Source organism: Mycobacterium sp. 23, from assembly GCF_048287075.1.
Taxonomy (GTDB): Bacteria; Actinomycetota; Actinomycetes; order Mycobacteriales; family Mycobacteriaceae; genus Mycobacterium; species Mycobacterium gordonae_B.
Genome location: NZ_JBLVUX010000005.1, coordinates 2736743 through 2752050, shown reverse-complemented (window position 1 = coordinate 2752050; position 15308 = coordinate 2736743). Strand labels below are relative to the sequence as shown.

General features: G+C 67.0%; 12 protein-coding genes. 4 read left to right on the top strand and 8 right to left on the bottom strand.

The features are described from left to right. Nucleotides 1–230: 230 nt before the first annotated feature. A complete protein-coding gene (locus ACNQS7_RS13900; RefSeq protein ID WP_418012989.1) occupies nt 231–1166 on the bottom strand; it encodes a nucleoside hydrolase in 936 nt (311 codons plus the stop codon). Between the two features lie 14 nt (nt 1167–1180). On the opposite strand from ACNQS7_RS13900, the gene cmaA1 reads away from it, so the two are divergent. After that, complete coding sequence (gene cmaA1 / locus ACNQS7_RS13895; protein ID WP_418012988.1) at nt 1181–2044, top strand: cyclopropane mycolic acid synthase CmaA1; 864 nt, start codon at nt 1181–1183, stop codon at nt 2042–2044. Here cmaA1 and ACNQS7_RS13890 read toward each other — a convergent pair whose 3' ends face one another. Then, entirely contained in the window at nt 2045–4063 is a 2019-nt protein-coding gene (locus ACNQS7_RS13890; protein ID WP_418012987.1) for an SDR family oxidoreductase, read from the bottom strand. A gap of 56 nt (nt 4064–4119) precedes the next feature. Beyond that, nucleotides 4120–4830 carry a histidine phosphatase family protein gene (locus tag ACNQS7_RS13885; RefSeq protein ID WP_418012986.1) on the bottom strand — a complete coding sequence of 237 codons (711 nt, stop codon included), beginning with the start codon at nt 4828–4830 and terminating at the stop codon, nt 4120–4122. Nucleotides 4831–4924: 94 nt separating this feature from the next. Here ACNQS7_RS13885 and ACNQS7_RS13880 point away from each other — a divergent pair, with 94 nt between their 5' ends. Beyond that, entirely contained in the window at nt 4925–5806 is an 882-nt protein-coding gene (locus ACNQS7_RS13880; RefSeq protein WP_418012985.1) for a MaoC/PaaZ C-terminal domain-containing protein, read from the top strand. Here the strand turns inward: ACNQS7_RS13880 and ACNQS7_RS13875 are convergent. The 3 genes from ACNQS7_RS13875 to ACNQS7_RS13865 are packed head-to-tail and all read right to left on the bottom strand — an operon-like array spanning nt 5743 to nt 9680. Beyond that, nucleotides 5743–7194, bottom strand: a complete 1452-nt coding sequence (locus tag ACNQS7_RS13875) for an APC family permease (RefSeq protein WP_418012984.1) — start codon at nt 7192–7194, stop codon at nt 5743–5745. The two genes, ACNQS7_RS13880 and ACNQS7_RS13875, sit on opposite strands and share 64 nt — an antisense overlap. A 47-nt stretch (nt 7195–7241) precedes the next feature. Continuing rightward, nucleotides 7242–8423 carry a trehalose-phosphatase gene (gene otsB / locus ACNQS7_RS13870; RefSeq protein WP_418012983.1) on the bottom strand — a complete coding sequence of 394 codons (1182 nt, stop codon included), beginning with the start codon at nt 8421–8423 and terminating at the stop codon, nt 7242–7244. 36 nt (nt 8424–8459) lie between these two features. Next, nucleotides 8460–9680 carry a wax ester/triacylglycerol synthase domain-containing protein gene (locus ACNQS7_RS13865; protein ID WP_418012982.1) on the bottom strand — a complete coding sequence of 407 codons (1221 nt, stop codon included), beginning with the start codon at nt 9678–9680 and terminating at the stop codon, nt 8460–8462. A 231-nt stretch (nt 9681–9911) separates the two neighbouring features. Here ACNQS7_RS13865 and ACNQS7_RS13860 point away from each other — a divergent pair, with 231 nt between their 5' ends. Beyond that, a complete protein-coding gene (locus tag ACNQS7_RS13860) occupies nt 9912–13205 on the top strand; it encodes an error-prone DNA polymerase (protein ID WP_418012981.1) in 3294 nt (1097 codons plus the stop codon). A gap of 77 nt (nt 13206–13282) precedes the next feature. Here ACNQS7_RS13860 and ACNQS7_RS13855 read toward each other — a convergent pair whose 3' ends face one another. After that, the gene (locus tag ACNQS7_RS13855; RefSeq protein ID WP_418012979.1) at nt 13283–13693 is read right to left on the bottom strand and encodes a TIGR03667 family PPOX class F420-dependent oxidoreductase; all 411 of its coding nucleotides are present in this window, start codon (nt 13691–13693) and stop codon (nt 13283–13285) included. A gap of 23 nt (nt 13694–13716) precedes the next feature. On the opposite strand from ACNQS7_RS13855, the gene ACNQS7_RS13850 reads away from it, so the two are divergent. Then, nucleotides 13717–14355, top strand: coding sequence for a nitroreductase family protein (locus ACNQS7_RS13850; RefSeq protein ID WP_418012978.1), 639 nt, complete (start codon nt 13717–13719; stop codon nt 14353–14355). A 378-nt stretch (nt 14356–14733) separates the two neighbouring features. On the opposite strand, the gene ACNQS7_RS13845 is transcribed toward ACNQS7_RS13850, so the two are convergent. Then, on the bottom strand, nt 14734–15198 hold the full coding sequence (locus tag ACNQS7_RS13845; protein ID WP_418012977.1) for a tRNA (cytidine(34)-2'-O)-methyltransferase: 465 nt from the start codon (nt 15196–15198) through the stop codon (nt 14734–14736). Nucleotides 15199–15308 lie beyond the last annotated feature (110 nt).

The following is a 15308-nucleotide window of genomic DNA, read 5'->3' as shown; positions in this document are numbered from 1 at the left end:
GCAGACCAAGTTGTGACCAACGCTCCGTTGCTTTGTCGCCTCATACGTGATCTGAATCTCACCGTGCTTATAAGTTAGGGGGTCAGGGGCCAATTGCGCAACAGTTCAACGGTAATTTTTGGGACGCATGTGCCATACGGTCGGTATGGTTTCAGCCGTTTGACCTTGACTTTCGGTCTTATTGCCGGTAGTAGGTGGCCTCGACCAGACCCCGAACACAGGCACCCGGGTCATTGCGTCCGGCGCGCGAAGGCCGCCACCCGCTGCGTGAACCGATCGAAGAACTCAGTCGCGTCAACATCAATGCCTATCTGTGCGTTCGGCTTTCGCGCACCCGACCAATCGGCGCTGGTCATCCCGGGGTTGCCCGACACCTCGACGTCCACCGAGGCGGGCCGGGTCTTGACCAGTTGTGGGTCCAGCGCCACGGCTGCGGCCAGTGGATCATGCAGGTGCGCCAGGTATCCGAGGCCGCGGTCGCGGTACACCTCGAAGTAGAACCGCATCGCATCCTCGACGAACCGAGTCACCGGTGCGGGTGCCGGCAGGCCGTCGAGCATGTCCGGCGTCATAACCACCTTGCGGGTCAGGTCCAGCCCGCACACCACGGGTAGTCGTGGTCGGCCCGCCCAGGCCGCGAATACCTCGGCCGCCGCCTCCGCGTCCACCCGCACGTTCCATTCCGGCGGCCCCTGGCCATCGAACACCCCGCCCATGATCACCAGTCGCTGCAACAGTGCCGGCAGCTCCGGTTCGATGCGCAGCGCCAGCGCCAGGTTCGTCAGCGGCGCGGTCGTCAACCCCACCAGCTCACCGGGGTGGGCGTGTGCCGCGCGCACCCAGGCCGTCGCGGCATCGTGATCGGTGAGCCGCCGGTTGCTGGGCGCCAGCTCGGCATACCCCACACCGTTGGGGCCGTGGAAGTCCCCGCGCCGGGGACGCTCGCCGTTCAACGGCCGATCGGCTCCGGGAGAGACAGGGATGGGGGCGGCCCGGCACAGATCGAGCAGGCCGAGATTGTTCGCACACACCTGATCGACGGCGATATTGCCTCCCGTGGAGGCGATACCTATCAGGTCGGTGTCGCTGGCCAGCAAATAGATCAGGGCGAGCGCGTCGTCGATGCCGGTGTCGACGTCGGCGAACACGGCGCTCACCGGGGCCACGTTACGCTGTGCGGATGCCCGATGATCTGACCCCGCACTTCGACGAAGTTCAGGCGCATTACGACCTCTCCGACGACTTCTTCCGGCTGTTCCTGGACCCCACCCAGACCTATAGCTGCGCGTACTTCGAGCGCGACGACATGACTCTCGAACAGGCGCAGATCGCGAAAATCGATCTGGCGCTGGGCAAACTCGGGCTGCAGCCGGGCATGACCCTGCTCGACGTCGGCTGCGGCTGGGGCGCCACCATGATGCGCGCGGTGGAGCGCTACGACGTCAACGTCGTCGGGCTCACCCTGAGCAGGAACCAGGCCAACCACGTCGAGCAGCTGTTCGCGAAATCCGACAGCCCTCGCACGAAACGGGTTCTGCTGCAAGGCTGGGAACAGTTTGACGAACCGATCGACCGGATCGTCAGCATCGGCGCGTTCGAGCATTTCGGGCACGAGCGCTACGACGCGTTCTTCGCACTCGCGCACCGCCTGCTGCCGGATGACGGAATCATGCTGCTGCACACCATCACCGGGCTGCACCCACTGGAGATGAAGGAGCGCGGGCTGCCGCTGACTTTCGAGTTCGCCCGATTCGTCAAATTCATTGTCACCGAGATCTTTCCGGGCGGGCGGTTGCCGTCGATACCGATGGTGCAGGAGCGGGCCACCGCGAACGGATTCAACGTGACCCGCGTGCAGTCGCTGCAGCCGCACTACGCCAAGACCCTCGACATCTGGTCGGCCGCATTGGCGGCACACAAAGACCAGGCCATCGCCCTGCAGTCCGAGGAAGTCTATGAGCGTTACATCAAGTACCTCACCGGTTGCGCCGAGATGTTCCGCATGGGCTACATCGACGTCGACCAGTTCACCTGCGAAAAGTGATCACCAGTGCACGCCCGGCACCAGCCGGGCCATCTGCTTGACGGGCCTGGGCACCCCCACCCGCGGCACTGCGCGTCCAGCCCGACTCGGGCGCCTGGGCCGACGGCGTTGTGCGGCAACGGGTTCGGCGGGTTCGGCAATCCCGCGCGCGGCAGCTGAATCGGGATACCCCAGATAGAGCTGATGCAGAATGCGGCGGGACAGCCTGGGCGCGAACTGGTGACCGGCCTCGGCCAGGGTGCCCATCGGGGTGTCGATGCGCACCGGCTTCTCCACCAGGCCGCGCACCACCATGGCCGCCGCGCGTTCGGCGCTGATCGCCGGCACCGGGTTCAGCCGCTTCGACGGCGCGATCATCGGGGTCGCTACCAACGGCATGTGGATGTTGGTGAAAGTTATGTGGTCGGACAGCGTCTCGGTGGAGACCACGTCGGCGAACGCATCGAGCGCCGCCTTGGTCGGCAAATACGAGCTGTACTTCGGGTTGCGGGCCTGCACACCGGCGCTGGAGACGTTGACGACATGGCCGAACCGGCGCTCCCGCCAGTGCGGCAGCAGCGCCAACACCATCCGCACCGCACCGAAGTAGTTGACCGCCATGACCCGCTCGTAGTCGTGCAACCGGTCGGTGGAGTTGACCACCGAGCGGCGGATCGACCGGCCTGCGTTGTTGACCAGGTAGTCGACGTGGTCGAAGCGGCCCAGGATGTCTTTGACGGTGTGCTCCACCGACGCCGAATCGGTGATGTCGCAGGTGAAGGCGTACGCCTGCCCACCGCCCGCGCGGATCTCGTCGACCAGATCGTCTAGAGCCGCGCCGTTGCGGGCCAGCGCGAACACCGTGGCGCCGCGCCGCGCCACGGCCAGCGCCGAGGCCCGCCCGATACCACTGGACGCGCCGGTGATGATGACGTGCCGGCCCACCAGCGGCCCGTTCGGGTCGTCGCGCCGGGCCCGGTCGGGATCCAGGTGCTCGGCCCAGTATTGCCACAGTTTCGGCGCGTACGACGCGAACTCGGGGACCTCGATACCGGTGCCGCGCAACGCCTTCTGCGTCTCGTCGCTGACGAACGTCGGAGCCAGGTCGATCACGTCGAGAACCTCGGCCGGCACGCCCAATTGGGTGGCCGCCATGTTGCGCAGCACTTTCGCGCGTCCGCTTACCTTCAGCACCGAGGTGGCCATCGAGCGGGGCAGCGTCCCGCGCAGTGGGGGCAGCCCGGCGGCCCGCGCGATGCCGCGGTAGATGCCGCGCAGCCCCACAGTGGTGGGAGCGGTCAGGTGGAACGTCCGCCCGTCTAAAGAAGCCGAGCCGTCGGCATGCATCAGCGCCACCAGCGCGTCGGCCACGTAGTCGACCGGGACGATATTGGTGCGCCCGGTGTCCGGCAGCATCATCGGGGTGAACGACGGCAGGACGGCCAGCCTGGCCAGCACGCCGAAGAAGTAGTAGGGCCCGTCGATCTTGTCCATCTCGCCGGTGCGGGAGTCGCCCACCACTACCGCCGGGCGGTAGACGCGGTAGCGCAGCCCGGTCGCGTTCCGTACCAGCGCCTCGGCCTCGAATTTGGTCCGGTGGTACGGCGTCGGCAGGCCTTGGCCGACGTCGAAGTCATCCTCGGTGTACTCGCCCCGGAAGTCGCCGGCAACCGCGATCGAGGAAACGTGGTGGAACGTGGCGCCGAGTTGTTGCGCCAGGGCGATGACGGCGCGGGTGCCCTCGACATTGGCCGCGCGTTGTTCGGCCTCGCCGACGGTGATGTCGTAGATTGCCGCGCAGTGCACCAGGTGGTCGACGTGCCCGAGTTCGGCGATCACCGGATCGGCCAGGTCCAGCTCAGGCAACTCGCCGACCAGCGGTCTCACGCGCTCGTCCCAGTCCAGGGCGAGGCGCTCGAAGCGACCCAGCGACGCGCGGCGGACCAACACCCACACCTGCGCATCGGGTTCGCGGTCGAGTAGCCGGGAAACGATTCGGCGGCCAATAAACCCGGTACCGCCGGTAACGACATACCGCATGCAGCCCATCGTGGCGGCATACGGCCGCCCACGTCAACCTCGACGCGCGGCTGAGTTCAGTTGAAGCTGCGCACGCCGTCCCAGTCGACCAATGTCCAGCCGGTTACCGGGTTCCCGGTGATCACCACACGTCCGACGTTGGGCAGCGAGTGGCTGTTCAGCAGGCTCAGCTTGGGGTTCTTGACGTTCATCAGCGTCCACACCATGATCGCCGTGCCCTGGGAGAAGACCGCGGGCTTGTTGTGGCCACTGTCGTAGATCTTGCGAATCGCCGCGCTGAACTGCGAGTTGAAGTCGCTGCCGCTCAACGAGCCCGGGATGCTGGTGTCCACGTCGCCGTCCACCCAGCGCACCGGCGCCAGCATGTAGGTCGAGTTGGCCATCGACTCGGGCTTGCCGTTGTACCAGCCGGCGTTGATGGACTGCAGGCCCTGCAGGACCTCGACCTGCCGGCCGACCTCGGTGGCCAGTGGCCCGGCGGTTTGCTGATCGGCGGCCATGGGGGAGGAATACAGCGCGTCGAACTCGGTGTGTCCAACCTGATGGGCGAGCTGCTGAGCCTGACCCTTGCCGTCGGCTGTCAGGCTGGGACCGGGCACGGCGGTGTCGATGACGCCGTCGGCGTTGGCCTGGGACTGCGCGTTGCGGATGAACGTCAGGGTGATGCTGCGGGCCTGCGGGCTGCTGCTGCAGGCCCCGACGATCACCGCCACGGCGGCCACAGCTACGAATTGGGAGGCCCTCCGGATCAATATGCGCTTCGCCATGGCGATAGCCTGCCCTGCCGACACCGTCGGTGGGAAGGGTTTGCGATGGTTACGTCACCGAAATTGCGGAATTGAAATCTCAGAGGAGACTCGCATGGCGATTGACCCGAGTGCCGTCGGCGCGGTGACCAAGCCGCAGTTGTTCGAGTGGACCGACCGCGACACGCTGTTGTACGCGCTCGGGGTGGGCGCCGGGCTCGAGGATCTGTCCTTCACCACCGAGAACAGCCACGACATCCCGCAGCAGGTGCTGCCGACCTACGCGGTGATCTGCTGCCCGGCTTTCGGCGCGGCCGGCAAAGTCGGAACGTTCAACTGGGCCATGCTTTTACACGGATCGCAGACCGTCCGGCTGCACGCGCCGCTGCCACCGGCCGGCAAGCTGTCCGTGGTTTCGGAGGTGGTCGACATCCAGGACAAGGGCGAGGGCAAGAACGCGATCCTGATGCTGCGCGGCAAGGGGACCGATCCCGAGACCGGCAACCTGATCGCCGAAACGCTGACCACCCTCGTCATCCGCGGCGAGGGCGGCTTCGGCGGTGAGAAAGGGGAGCGGCCGGTGGCCCCGGAATTCCCCGACCGCGATCCCGACGTCCGTATCGAGCTGCCCACCCGGGAGGATCAGGCACTGATCTACCGGTTGTCCGGCGACCGTAACCCGCTGCACAGCGATCCCTGGTTCGCCACCAATTTGGCCGGATTCCCCAAGCCGATCCTGCACGGGCTGTGCACCTATGGCGTCACCGGCCGTGCGCTGGTGGCCGAACTGGGGCAGGGTGTCGCGGCCAACATCACCTCGATCGCCGCGCGCTTCACCAAGCCGGTGTTTCCCGGCGAGACGCTGTCGACGCTGATCTGGAAGACCGGACCGGGCAAGGCGGTCTTCCGCACCGAGGCGTCCGGCGCGGAGGGTCAGGGACCGCGGTTGGTGCTCGACGACGGTGAGGTGGAGTACGTGCCGCCGGCCGTCCGGTAGTAGTGCACATAGGCGATCGCCGGCACCACGACAAAGGTGAGCACGATCAACACGATCGAGTAGTAGTTGGGTCCGCCGTGCGGGCTGAGAATCAGGGTCCGGTAGTCGAAAGACACCGCGAGAGCCACCGAGATCGCCACCGCAACGATCGGTAACACCTTGTCGGTGAAAGTATTTCGCCTGACCTCTGAATGCGGGCCGGTGCGGTCGCGGGCCAGGGCGATCAGTGCGATCGGGACGATGATGAACTGGATGAAGCGCGCGATGACGGCCAGGCCGGTCAGGGTTTCGTTGTCGAAGCGCAGTGCCAGCGGGAAGGCGAGCGCCAGCGCCGCGGTGATGGCGAAAGCCAGCATGGGGACGCCGAACCGGTTCTTGCCGGACAGGCGGGCGGGCAGGGTGTGGGTGTCCGCCAGCGCGGTCCACAGCCGCGGTGCGCCGAACGACGCCGCCACGTTGATGCCGAACATCGACACCAGCGCGCCCAGGATGACGATGCCGCGGAAGGCGTCGTTGCCGATGGCCGCCGCTAGTTTCACCGTGTCCGGCGATTGGACGATCTTGTCCGACCCCAACAACATCGCGACCGTGACGGCGAGTACGTAGACGGTGCCGACCGCCAGAATCGACAGCGGGATGGCCCGGGGCAGGTTGCGGTCTGGTTCCTCCATCTCCTCGGCGGCATTGGCGATCGACTCGAAGCCGGTGAATGCGTAGAGCGCGGCCACGGTGGCCAGGACCACGCCCGTCAGCGTGCTCTGTCCGAGTGGGACGAACCCGAATAAGGCGTACGGAGCCGGTTGGTAGATGCCGGGGGCGCCCGCTGTGTCGTAGTGGTCCACGTGCTGGCTCGTGATCACCCACAGACCGCCCCCGATGAAGACGGTCAACGCGAAAATCTTGCCGGCGGTGGAGATTCCGTTGGCCCACTTGATCGCCCGGTTGCCGAACAGATTGATCACTAGCAGCACGACGATGAACAGCAGGAAGGTCAACGTCTTCACGCTGAACAGGTGCGTTTCCTGAGCCCAATGACGTTGCGGGAAAACAACATTAAGCAGCGTCGAGACGAAGAGTGACGCCAGCACCCCCCAGGCGATGGAGGCGACGATCGCGTGGGTGACACCCACGTAGATGCCGATCCGCTGGCCGAATGCCGCGGTGGTGTAGGCATACGAGGCGCCGTTGGTCCTGACGTAGCGGGCGGCGGTGGCGAAGACGAGCGCCATGATGCCGGCGAACAGCCCCGCCAGGATGTAGGCGACCGGCGCCCAGGTGCCGGCGAGCCTGATCACCGCGCCGGGGGTCAGGAAGATGCCGGCTCCGATGACCGCGTTGACCCCGAGCATGACGATGCTCCAGAAACCGAGCTTGCTGATCGGACACACTCCTAGCCGCGGTCGTCCAAGTTCCTAGCGCCGGAGTGTCCAGCGTGTCACAACTTGCGCGACTGACTGCCAGTGCGACCCTGGTTTGTTCCGGAATCGTCGCTGCCATCGGTTTCAGATAATTGCCGGGCCAGCTGGAGGGTGAATTCGGCGGCCTGGGCGGGACTGTCCAGGGCATACAGCGCCGCGGTAGCGCGATCGCCATCATCGTTGTGCCGCACCAGGATCGGGATGCCGTCGGCGCGGACCGTATCGAACGCGTCTTCATCGGTGATGTCATCGCCGAGATAGATCGGCAGCCGGGAACCCGCTTGCGCGCCCAGATGCTCCATCACCCAGCGCAGGGTCTTGCCCTTGTCCCAATCCAGATCCGGACGCAATTCGATGACTTCGCGTCCCGTCGTCACCCGCAGCGCGTCGCGCTGGCCCGCGGTGCGCACGGCCGCGGCCACCTCGCCCACCCGGTCCCGTTCGGCATTGCGGTAGTGCACCGCGACGCCGAATCTCTTGTGCTCCACCACCACCCCGGGAATTGACCCGAGCTGTTCACGAAGTTCCGCCGCCGCCTGCTCCAGCACCGGTATCGCCGCCGCGGCTTCTTCGTTCTGGTGGTGGGTGCCGTCGGGTGCGGTGAGCTCGAACCCGTGGCTGCCGGCATACCAGATGCCGGGAAGGCCCACGCGTTTGGAGACGTCGGCCAGGTCGCGGCCGCTGAGTATCGCGACCGGGCACCGCGCGGCCAACTCCTGCAGCGCTTCGGATGCACCGGCCACCGGCCGGGCCGCGTCGGGATCGTTCACGATGTCGGACAAGGTGCCGTCGAAGTCGAAGAACACCGCCGGGGCTTTGCCGGCGAGATCGACGGCGTGCCCGGCATCGGGCAGCTCGGACATGCGCTTGTCACCGGTGCGTACCTCGACCTCACGAGGGTCGGCGACCACCGCGTCGGAGCCCGGGACGCGGTCGGGGCCGACCGCGATCACCAGCGCGAAACCGGCGTCGCGCGCGGCGGTGACACCGGCTGCGTCCGACGCGACGACGGCGCACCGACCCGGCCGGGTGGACAACCGCCGGGCCGCCTCGACCTGGCCGTCGGGCGCGCAGACGGCGGTGCCGACACGCACGGAGCGCAGGCGCTCGAGCAGCGGATGGGCGGGCGGCAGCGCCGCGTCGAACAACACCGCATCGTGGTGGCGTGGGTCGATTGTCACCGGCCCCGATTTTGGCATGCCCCACCTTCTCACGGTGGCCGATGCGGGTGTCGGTCAGTGGCGCACTCGGGCGGACGCCGGTGACGGCCGCCACCGCACCGCGCTGTTGGGTAGGGCGCGGCGCTTGCGTCGGCGGTCGAAAAGCACGACCGAGTCCCGGCCGAGCGCGGTCAGGCGCGCCACCCCCGATTCGATGCCGGCGGCAAGGATGTTCGGGTCGGCGTCATAGTCGGTGGTGATGCCGAAGACGAGGTCGCTGCCGTAGCTCAGTACCGCGACCCCGGTGCCGTGTTGCGGCGCCGTCGGCGGGATCGGCAGTAGCCGCTCGAGCCGCCGGCCCATCAGCCACAACTGGTAGCGCGGTCCGGGGGGTGCGGTGGCCAGCGCGACCACGTCCGGCTGCGGAGTTCGGGCCAGCGCGTGAATCATCTTGGCGCACAGCGCCAAAGGTGAGTCTCCCGGTGATCGCCGGCCTGCCTGGGTGCGCACCGCGTGCAGCTGGGCGAACGGGTCCCGGTGCTCGACGGGTAGGTGAGTCAGCGACGTGCCCAGAGTGCGCAGCGAATCTGCTTGTGGTTGTACGCCTCGATCGATGAGAACGGCGCGGAATCCCTCGGTGATCGCCGCCAGGGCGATGTCGTCGGAGGTCGCGCCGAACTTGCGGGCGATGTGGTCCACGGCGCCGCGGGGTACGACGACCGTCTGGTAGCGCAGGACGGTCGGCGGCGGGCCGGCGGACGGCCAGGGTCGCAGGATGCCGGCCGCGGCGGAAAGGCCGTTGACGAGGCGAGTCGCGGCCTGCCGCGTGGCGTCGGCCCAGCCCGGCGTGGGTTCGGGTGAAAAGGTAACTGCGGCAGTCGAATCACTGAAGGCGTCCCGGTCGTGGTCGCAGAGCCGTGCGAGCAGCTGGGCCGGGGACGGGTGCTGGTCCTGGCCCGCACCGACCTTGACCAGCATCGCCCAGCGGCCGTCCTGCAGGCCCTCGATGATCCAGCACTCGCAGAGCGGGAAGTCGGGTTCCAGTGGTCGCTCCAGGGCGTGTGCGATGGCTCGGAACAATTCGCCGTCGTCACCTGGCGCCGGCAGCGCCACCCGTTGCAGGTGCGCGCTGATGTCTGATCCGGATGTAAAGCGTTCGGCCAGCAAATCTTTGATGTCGTGGGATGGTGGGACGGGTCCGGCCAGGACGGCGACCGCAGCCGTCGCCATGCCGGTGTGCCGGTTCGAGTCCGGAGCCCGGGTGAGTCCCGTGCCCGGTGTGATCGGTTGTGCCATGCGTGCCCCCGCCGTCGCTTTTTTCAATCTGTACCAGTATCCGGTTGGTGGGTGCACGTGGCGAGGTCCGTCAGGTTAAGAACATGTTTTTCCGATAAAGGTGCGTTTAACAGCGGCGATGCGGTGCCGTCAGATGCCGTTCGCAAATCGTTTCATCGCCGTTGCGAAGTTGTTCGGCAGTCCGCCCCGTTGTCCTTGGCGCATCGAACATTTGTTCGATAGACTGATGTCATGGGTTGGCACCACGGACCCCCGAGCTGGGCCGAGATGGAACGGGTACTCGACGGCAAGCCACGCCATGCTGGTCAAGCGGCCCCGGTCGTGCCGGCCGGTGACGCTCCGCTCTCGCACAAGCGGGGGTCGTATACAGCAAGACCGGACGGGCGGCGGGTGCGCTCGTCGGTCGCTTACGCCGAGCTCCACGCGCATTCGGCGTACAGCTTCCTCGACGGGGCCAGCACGCCGGAGGAGATGGTCGAGGAGGCCGCCCGCCTGGGCCTGCGTGCCCTCGCGCTGACCGACCACGACGGCCTCTACGGGGCGGTGCGGTTCGCCGAAGCGGCCACCGAGCTCGGCGTGCGCACGGTGTTCGGTGCCGAGCTGTCGTTGTCTTCAGTGGCGCGCACCGAGCAGCCGGACCCGCCCGGTCCGCATCTGCTGGTGCTGGCGCGCGGTCCGGAAGGGTACCGACGGCTGTCCCGGCAACTGGCCGCCGCACACCTGGCTGGTGGCGAGAAGGGCAAGCTCCGCTATGACATCGACACGTTGACCGAGGCGGCCGGCGGGCACTGGCACATACTCACCGGATGCCGCAAAGGAGCGGTGCGACAGGCGCTTTCGGTGGGCGGCCCGGAAGCGGCGAAACGGGCGCTGGCCGATCTGGTGGACCGGTTCACCGCCGGCAGGGTCAGTATCGAACTCACTCATCACGGTCAGCCGCTCGACGACGAACGCAACGCGGTGCTGGCCGAACTGGCGCCGCATTTCGGGGTCGGCGTCGTGGCCACCACCGGGGCCCATTTCGCGGGACCGTCGCGGCGCAGGCTGGCCATGGCAATGGGCGCCATCCGGGCCCGGCAATCCCTGGACGCCGCGGCCGGGTGGCTGGCCCCACTGGCTGGTTCACATCTGCGCTCGGGCGAGGAGATGGCCCGGCTGTTCGCGCATGTGCCCTTCGGGGGCCCTGACGTGGTGGCCGCCGCCGCCGAACTCGGCGAGCAGTGCGCCTTCGGCCTGGCGCTGATCGCGCCGCAGCTGCCGCCGTTCGACGTACCCGACGGGCACACCGAGGACAGCTGGCTGCGGACGCTGACCATGGCGGGCGCCGCCGACCGGTACGGTCCCGCGGACGTCGCCCTACGGGCGTATGCCCAGATCGAGCACGAGCTGAAAGTGATTGCTCAACTGCAGTTTCCGGGCTACTTCCTGGTGGTGCACGACATCACCCAGTTCTGCCGGCGCAACGACATTCTGTGCCAGGGCAGGGGATCGGCGGCCAACTCCGCGGTCTGTTACGCACTGGGGGTGACGGCGGTCGACCCGGTGGCCAACGATCTGCTGTTCGAGCGGTTCCTGTCACCCGCCCGCGATGGGCCACCCGACATCGACATCGACATCGAGTCGAATCAGCGGGAGAAGGTCATCCAGTACGTCTACGACAAATACGGCCGCGACTATGCCGCCCAGGTCGCCAACGTCATCACCTACCGGGCCCGCAGCGCGGTGCGCGACATGGCACGTGCCCTGGGATTTTCGCAGGGGCAGCAGGACGCGTGGAGCAAACAGATCAGCCACTGGAGCGGGCAGCCCGCCGATATCGAGGGTATTCCGGAACAGGTAGTCGACCTGGCCGAGCAGATCCGGAACCTGCCGCGGCACATGGGCATTCACTCCGGGGGCATGGTGATCTGCGACCGCCCGATCGCCGACGTGTGCCCGGTGGAGTGGGCGCGCATGGAGAATCGCAGCGTCCTGCAGTGGGACAAAGACGACTGTGCGGCAATCGGTTTGGTGAAATTCGATCTGCTGGGGCTGGGCATGCTCTCGGCGCTGCACTACGCCCGGGATCTGGTTGCCGAGCACAAGGGCATCGAGGTGGATTTCGCCAGGCTCGACCTCTCCGAACCCGCGGTGTACGAGATGCTGTCCCGGGCCGATTCGGTGGGCGTTTTCCAGGTTGAGTCGCGAGCCCAGATGGCCACCTTGCCGCGGCTGCGGCCCCGGCTTTTCTACGACCTGGTGGTGGAGGTAGCGCTGATCCGTCCCGGGCCCATCCAGGGCGGGTCGGTGCACCCCTACATCCGTCGGCGCAACGGCCTGGATCCGGTGGTCTACGACCATCCCTCCATGGAGCCGGCATTGCGGAAAACGCTGGGTGTGCCGCTGTTTCAGGAACAGTTGATGCAACTGGCGGTCGACTGTGCCGGCTTCTCCGCGGCCGAGGCCGACCAGCTGCGTCGCGCCATGGGGTCCAAGCGGTCGACCGAACGCATGCAACGGCTACGCGGCCGGTTCTACGAGGGCATGCGCTCCCTGCACGGTGCCTCCGATGACGTGATCGACCGGATCTACGAAAAGCTGCACGCGTTCGCCAATTTCGGGTTTCCGGAAAGTCACGCGCTGTCCTTCGCGTCGCTGGTGTTCTACTCGTCGTGGTTCAAGTTGCACCACCCGGCGGCGTTCTGTGCCGCGCTGTTGCGCGCCCAGCCGATGGGCTTCTACTCGCCCCAGTCGTTGGTGGCCGACGCACGCCGGCACGGGGTGCTGGTGCACGGTCCGGACGTCAACGCCAGCCTGGCCCACGCCACCCTGGAAAATGACGGAATGGAGGTCCGCCTCGGCCTGGGCGCCGTCCGCCATATCGGCGACGAGTTGGCCGAGAAGCTGGCCGATGAGCGAAAAGCCCACGGCCCGTTCACCTCTCTGCTGGACCTGACCTCACGGCTGCAACTGTCCGTACCGCAGACCGAAGCGCTGGCGACGGCCGGAGCGCTGGGCTGCTTCGGCATGTCCCGGCGGGAAGGACTGTGGGCGGCCGGGGCCGCGGCCACCCAACGGCCGGACCGGTTGCCCGGGGTGGGCTCGTCCTCACATGTCCCGGAACTGCCGGGGATGAGTGAGCTGGAGCTGGCCGCGGCCGACGTGTGGGCCACCGGCGTCTCCCCGGACAGTTACCCGACCCAGTTCCTGCGGGCTGATCTGGACGCGATGGGGGTGGTGCCGGCGGCCGAGCTGGGTTCGGTGCCCGACGGGGACCGGGTGCTGATCGCCGGGGCGGTGACGCATCGGCAGCGGCCCGCGACCGCCCAGGGCGTGACGTTCGTCAACCTCGAAGACGAGACCGGGATGGTCAACGTGCTCTGTACGCCGGGGGTGTGGGCGCGGCACCGCAAGCTCGCGCACACGGCGCCGGCGTTGCTGATCCGCGGCCAGGTGCAGAACGCCAGCGGTGCGATCACCGTCGTCGCCGAACGGTTGGGCCGCATCAGCCTGGCCGTCGGCTCGAAGTCCCGGGATTTCCGGTGACGGTTTGCGCCGAACGTGTTGTAGTGGACGGATTTCCGCCGATTTCCCGCCCTCATGTCACGTTCGGCGCACCACGATCAGGCCGTCGGCGTGGTCCACACCTTCGTCGGCGTGATCCGCAGCCGGGTGCTGTAGGCGCCCATCGAGTCGGTCAGGCCGAACTGGTCGGACATCTCCCGGAACTTCGCCCAGTACGGCTCGTCATCGCGGCAGTCGACGTCGGTGGCGTCCACCGCGGCCGTCCCGCCGACGACGATGATCCCGCCGCCGTTGCCGTCGGAGTCGAGGTTCAGGCTCACCTGAGGTCGCGCCTTGATGTGGGCGACCTTGGCGGCGCTGGGCATCGTGTACACGATCAGGTCAGCGCCGTCGAAGTAGAACCAGATCAACCGCGGCACCGGCTGTCCCGACTTGGCGACCGTGGTCAGCCAGCCATAGTGATCCGATTCGAGCCTGCTGGAAACCTCTTGCGACAGTTCGATACTCATGAGCTCAACGGTAGCCTCCACCTATGACCCTCAACATGACCGCCGATGAAGTCCTGAGCACGACCCGCTCGGTCCGCAAACGCCTCGACTTCGACAAGCCGGTGCCGCGCGAGGTGTTGATGCAATGCCTCGACCTCGCCCTGCAGGCGCCCACCGGTTCCAATTCGCAAGGCTGGCAGTGGGTGTTCGTCGAAGACGCGGACAAGAAGAAGGCGATCGGCGATGTTTACCTGTCCAACGCCAGCGGCTACCTCAGCTCGCCGGCGCCGGAATACGACGACACCCGCGGCGAGCGGATGGGCAAGGTCCGCGATTCGGCGACCTACCTCGCCGAGCACATGCACGAGGCGCCGGTACTGCTCATCCCGTGCCTCAGCGGCCGGGAAGAGAGCTCGCCCATCGGCGGGGTGTCGTTCTGGGCGTCGCTGTTCCCGGCGGTCTGGAGCTTCTGCCTGGCGCTGCGCTCGCGCGGGCTGGGCTCCTGCTGGACGACGCTGCACCTACTCAACGACGGCGAGCGCAAGGTGGCCGACATCCTGGGCATCCCCTACGACCAGTACAGCCAAGGCGGGCTGTTCCCGATCGCCTACACCAAGGGCACCGACTTCCGGCCGGCCAAGCGGTTACCGGCCGAAAGCCTCACGCACTGGAACAGCTGGTAAATCAGCCGGCCTTCCCGGTCCGGGCTGATTCGTCCCCCAATTGTCCCCCAATCGGAGGACACGGAATTCATCCCGCTTTGTCCCCTATCGGGGGACACCGCGAGCGCCTCGAGTCCGGCAATCTAAGTGACAACAGAGACCAAGCTTCGCTCGAAAGGAAAGACCGAATGAGCTACGAAATCCTCTTCCAGGAGACCGAAGCCGTCTACACCGCGCCGGCCTTCCACGCCGAGGACTGCGCCTGATATCCGCGCCGCGCTAGCGGCGCCCCCAAGCTGTGGCACGTTTCCCCCTGCCCCCCAACGTGCCCTGTGGAAAGCAGGCTCGTGCTTCATGCACGAGCCTGCTTCTGCATTTGCAGCCATCGAACGCCCCGCGTCAGATCGAGCCGCCGTATCCCTGTTGCCGCCACGCCTCGTAGACGGCGACGGCCGCGGCATTGGACAAATTCAGTGAGCGCCGCCCGGCCAGCATCGGGATCCGCACCCGTGCGGTGATATGCGGGTCGGCCAGTGTGGCCGCATCCAGGCCGGTCGGCTCTGGCCCGAACATCAACACGTCACCAGGTGTGTAGGCGATGTCCGCGAAGCGCGCCGTGGCCTGCGCGGTGAATGCGAAAACCCGGGCGCTACCGAGCGCCCGCCACGCCTGTTGCAGCGATTCGTGCACGGTCACCGAGGCCAGGTCGTGATAGTCCAGCCCGGCCCGCCGCAGTTTGGGCTCGGACAGGTCGAAGCCCAGGGGCTCCACGAGATGCAGCTCGCATCCGGTGGCGGCGGCTGTGCGAATGGCATTGCCGGTGTTCGGCGCTATGCGCGGGGAATAGAACAGCAGCCGAAACATGCGTCGATCATGGCAAAGCCGTCGGCTTGCCAAGTTCTTGCGCCTTTCTTGGCGTCGTCGCCAAGCCGTCTCCAAGAACTCGCCAAGGGCTCTGCAGAAATCTTGGGTCA

What these genes read in the sequence shown, in the direction of transcription:
- otsB (WP_418012983.1), bottom strand. Translation starts at nt 8,423, where the DNA reads ATGCCAAAATCGGGGCCGGTGACAATCGACCCACGCCACCACGATGCG.
- ACNQS7_RS13860 (WP_418012981.1), top strand. Translation starts at nt 9,912, where the DNA reads ATGGGTTGGCACCACGGACCCCCGAGCTGGGCCGAGATGGAACGGGTA.
- ACNQS7_RS13850 (WP_418012978.1), top strand. Translation starts at nt 13,717, where the DNA reads ATGACCCTCAACATGACCGCCGATGAAGTCCTGAGCACGACCCGCTCG.
- ACNQS7_RS13880 (WP_418012985.1), top strand. Translation starts at nt 4,925, where the DNA reads ATGGCGATTGACCCGAGTGCCGTCGGCGCGGTGACCAAGCCGCAGTTG.
- ACNQS7_RS13865 (WP_418012982.1), bottom strand. Translation starts at nt 9,680, where the DNA reads ATGGCACAACCGATCACACCGGGCACGGGACTCACCCGGGCTCCGGAC.
- cmaA1 (WP_418012988.1), top strand. Translation starts at nt 1,181, where the DNA reads ATGCCCGATGATCTGACCCCGCACTTCGACGAAGTTCAGGCGCATTAC.
- ACNQS7_RS13890 (WP_418012987.1), bottom strand. Translation starts at nt 4,063, where the DNA reads ATGCGGTATGTCGTTACCGGCGGTACCGGGTTTATTGGCCGCCGAATC.
- ACNQS7_RS13855 (WP_418012979.1), bottom strand. Translation starts at nt 13,693, where the DNA reads ATGAGTATCGAACTGTCGCAAGAGGTTTCCAGCAGGCTCGAATCGGAT.
- ACNQS7_RS13845 (WP_418012977.1), bottom strand. Translation starts at nt 15,198, where the DNA reads ATGTTTCGGCTGCTGTTCTATTCCCCGCGCATAGCGCCGAACACCGGC.
- ACNQS7_RS13885 (WP_418012986.1), bottom strand. Translation starts at nt 4,830, where the DNA reads ATGGCGAAGCGCATATTGATCCGGAGGGCCTCCCAATTCGTAGCTGTG.